Origin of the sequence: Methylobacterium sp. B1 (genome assembly GCF_000333255.1) — a bacterium.
In the GTDB taxonomy this organism is placed as follows: Bacteria; Pseudomonadota; Alphaproteobacteria; order Rhizobiales; family Beijerinckiaceae; genus Methylobacterium; species Methylobacterium fujisawaense.
Genome location: NZ_BACT01000269.1, coordinates 1 through 3482, shown reverse-complemented (window position 1 = coordinate 3482; position 3482 = coordinate 1). Strand labels below are relative to the sequence as shown.

At 69.1% G+C, this 3482-nt stretch carries 3 protein-coding genes and 1 pseudogene; all 4 read left to right on the top strand.

Features of this window, described 5'->3' with window-relative positions:
- Positions 1-127: 127 nt before the first annotated feature.
- Positions 128-532 (top strand): annotated as a pseudogene (locus tag I53_RS07770) (outer membrane protein); the annotation flags it as partial.
- A 504-nt stretch (positions 533-1036) separates the two neighbouring features.
- A complete protein-coding gene (locus tag I53_RS07765) occupies positions 1037-1930 on the top strand; it encodes a LysR family transcriptional regulator (RefSeq protein WP_043348775.1) in 894 nt (297 codons plus the stop codon).
- 159 nt (positions 1931-2089) lie between these two features.
- Positions 2090-2911, top strand: a complete 822-nt coding sequence (locus I53_RS07760; protein ID WP_374701305.1) for a putative hydro-lyase — start codon at positions 2090-2092, stop codon at positions 2909-2911.
- Positions 2912-2954: 43 nt separating this feature from the next.
- Positions 2955-3482 (top strand): MFS transporter (locus I53_RS07755; protein ID WP_043348769.1); only part of this gene is annotated, 528 nt, incomplete at its 3' end.

Here is a 3482-nt window from a genome sequence, read left to right as displayed (position 1 = left end):
GTGATCGGCTTGAGGCCGACGCCAGTAGTTGAATTCGCCGCCGGGCCAACGCCACCCAGAANTACAGCTTCNTGGCTTCCCGGGGGTCGCTTTCTCCAACCGCCCGCNNNTTGTCGCCACCAGCGGCAACGCCTTCGACTACTTCGGCACCGTCGCGGGCCGCCTCGGCTACGCCTTCGACCGCANCCTCGTGTACGGCACCGGCGGCTTCGCCTACGGATCCGGCCAGGACGACCAGAACTTCTCCGGCAACCGCTTCCGCGACAGCTTCCGCACCGGCTGGGCCGCCGGCGGCGGCGTCGAGTACGCCCTGCCCACCGACTCCTTCCTGAACTTCTTCCGCTCCTCGGCCGTCACCCTGAAGGTCGAAGGCCTGTACGTCAGCCTCGACCGCCAGAAGAACTCCGCCGGCGGCGTCTTCTACGGCAACCTCCTGCCCCCGAACGGCACCGCCTACCTCAACGGCGCCGCCGCCAAGACCGAGTTCGCCGTCGTCCGCGCCGGCCTGAACTACAAGTTCGGCTCGTACTGAGCCGAGCGTGACTCGAGGGGCCATCGCCCCTCGCGGAGACTTGGCATGGGACTGGTCCTCTGCATGCCGGTCGCCGCGGGATGGCGATGCCCTTCGCTCGACCCTTGCATCCCAGCCCGATCAACCTGGTCGCGAGGTCGACAAAACCCCGGGAGCATTCCGCTCCCGGGGTTTCCGCATGTGTGGGGCCACCCGAAACCGTTGCGCCCACACCTGAGCATTCCGCTCGCGATGTCGGGCTCTTGTCGGTGCTTCTGGAAGGGGTTTCACGAGGCCCTCAGGCTTCGCGCCTGCGCTGATTGATGCCGCCCGAAGCGCCACGGGAGCGCCTGGCTTTCGGAATTTCCATCGCCCTGAACCGCGCCCCTGTCATCCGAGCGGGCGGGCGAACCTCGCGGCAGGATGGGGGGATCCCGCGCCGATACGCGACGGCCGACGGCTTGCATGCCAGCGCGCGAGGGCGCGATATGATCGGCCACGACGGCGGAGCGGGACAATTGCGGGATGGCGGATTTCCGCAGCTTGGAGGTGTTTTACTGGGTTGCAAAACTCTCCAGCTTTCGCCGCGCCAGCGAGAAGGTGAACACGACCCAGCCGGCCGTCTCCCAGCGCATCGCGGCCCTGGAGCATGAATACGGCACGCTGTTCGAGCGCCGAAGCCGGGACGTCGCCCTGACGGAGCGGGGGCGTCTCCTCCTGGGTTTCGCGGAGCGATTCCTGGCTCTGCAGGACGAGATGAGCGTGGCCCTTCACGAGACCGGACGCACGCGGGGCACCCTGCGGCTCGGCGTGTCCGAGACGATCGTCCATCTGTGGCTGTCGCGCTTCATCGAGCGCATGCGCGCCGCCCATCCCGGGATCGGCGTCGACATCACCGTGGACATCTCGCCGAACATGCAGGCCGCCCTCGTCGCCGACGAGATCGATCTGGCACTCCTCGTGGGTCCGATCACCCTGCCGAGCTTCGTCAACCGTGCCCTGTTCAGCACCCCTGTCGCGTGGATCGCCGCGCCGGGCCTGCTGCCGGGCGACGCGCCCCTGAGCCTCGGCGCGCTCTTGCACCATCCGCTCATCACCTACCCGCGCAACACCAGCCCCTATGTCGAACTGCGCGACCTCGTCCTGCAGGAGAACCTCCTGCCGAGCCAGATCCACACCAGCGCCTCGCTCGCCACCATCGTGAAGATGGGCATCGAGGGCCTTGGGATCTGCGTGATCCCGCCGGCGGTGGTCGAGGCCGAGATCCGCGCCGGCACCCTCCGCGTCCTGCCGGCCGAGCCGCTGCTCTCGAATCTGACCTTCACGGCGATGCACATGAAGCGGCCGGCCCACCATTTCGTGGCGGATGCGGCCCGCCTCGCCCAGGACGTGGCCGAAACCTGGGCCGCCGGCCGATAAGACTGGTTTATCGCGCCTCATTCGCAATCACGATTGGCGTGCCCTGCGGCGCGATGGGATCGTTGCTGCAGGACATGAATCGCTGAAGCGATCGGGATCTTGCGGAATCCGGGCTGCCGACGATGCCGGCCCGGCGCTCGACAACCAGCCAGGGAGATCATCGCGGTGAGCCAGCACCTGGGCGCCGACGGCGCAGCACCTGTCTTCGCCGATGCGGCGGAAGCGCGGCGCGCGATTCGCGCGGGTCGGTTCCGGGGCCACACCTCGGGTCTCGTCCCCGCTCACGCGCAGGGCAACCTGATGATCCTGCCGCGGGCCATGGCGGAGGATTTCCACCGCTTCTGCCAGCAGAACCCGAAGCCCTGCCCGATCCTCGGCGTCTCGCAGCCCGGCGCCCGCACGCTTCCGACGCTCGGCGCCGATCTCGACCTTGCCACCGACGTTTCCGGCTATCGCGTCTACGAGGGCGGCGAACTCGTGGCGGAGCTGCCCGACCTGACCGGCGTGTGGCGGGACGACTTCGTCACCTTCGTCCTCGGCTGCTCCTTCTCGTTCGAGGCCGGCCTGATCGCGGCGGGCATCCCGCTCCGCCACGTCGCCCTCGGCCGCAACGTCGCGATGTACCGGACCTCGATCGCCACACGGCCCTCGGGCCCGTTCCACGGCCCCCTGGTGGTCTCCATGCGGCCGATGAAGGCGGCGGACGCCATCAAGGCCGTGCAGGTCACGGCCCGGATGCCGGCGGTCCACGGAGCGCCGATCCATCTCGGCGACCCGAGCCTGATCGGTATCCGCGACATCGCGCGGCCGGATTTCGGCGATCCGGTCCCGATCGAGCCCGACGAGCTCCCGGTCTTCTGGGCCTGTGGAGTCACCCCCCAGGCGGTGGCGATGGCGGCGCGGCTGCCGCTCTGCATCACCCACGCGCCCGGTCACATGCTGATCACCGACCTCCTCAACCGCGACCTGCCGTTCCTGTGACCCTCCCGGCCGCATGACGGCCTGTCCGCCAAGGAGTTGCGCCATGTGGGTGAAAGACACGAGTCCGGCGGAGCGCCGGGTGCTGGGCGCGGCCTTCGCGGGCTACGGCATCGATGCGTTCGACTACATGGTCTATACCTTCCTGATCCCGACGCTGGTCGTGGTCTGGGGCCTGACCAAGGTCGAGGCCGGCAACATCGCCACCGCCGCGCTGGTGACCTCGGCCATCGGCGGCTGGGCGGCCGGGATCCTGGCGGACCGCTACGGCCGGGTGGTCGTCCTGCAGGCCACCGTCGCGTGGTTCACCCTGTTCACGGTGCTCAGCGGCTTCACGCACTCCTACGAGCAACTGCTCGTCACCCGCGCGCTGCAGGGCTTCGGCTTCGGCGGCGAGTGGTCGGTGGGCTCCGTGCTGATCGCCGAGACGATCCAGGCCCGCTATCGCGGCAAGGCGGTGGGCCTCGTCCAGTCGAGCTGGGCGGTCGGCTGGGCCTGCGCGGCGATCGCCTTCTGGGCCGTGTTCGCCCTGGCGGAGCCCGCCGTGGCGTGGCGGATCCTGTCTGGTCGGCGC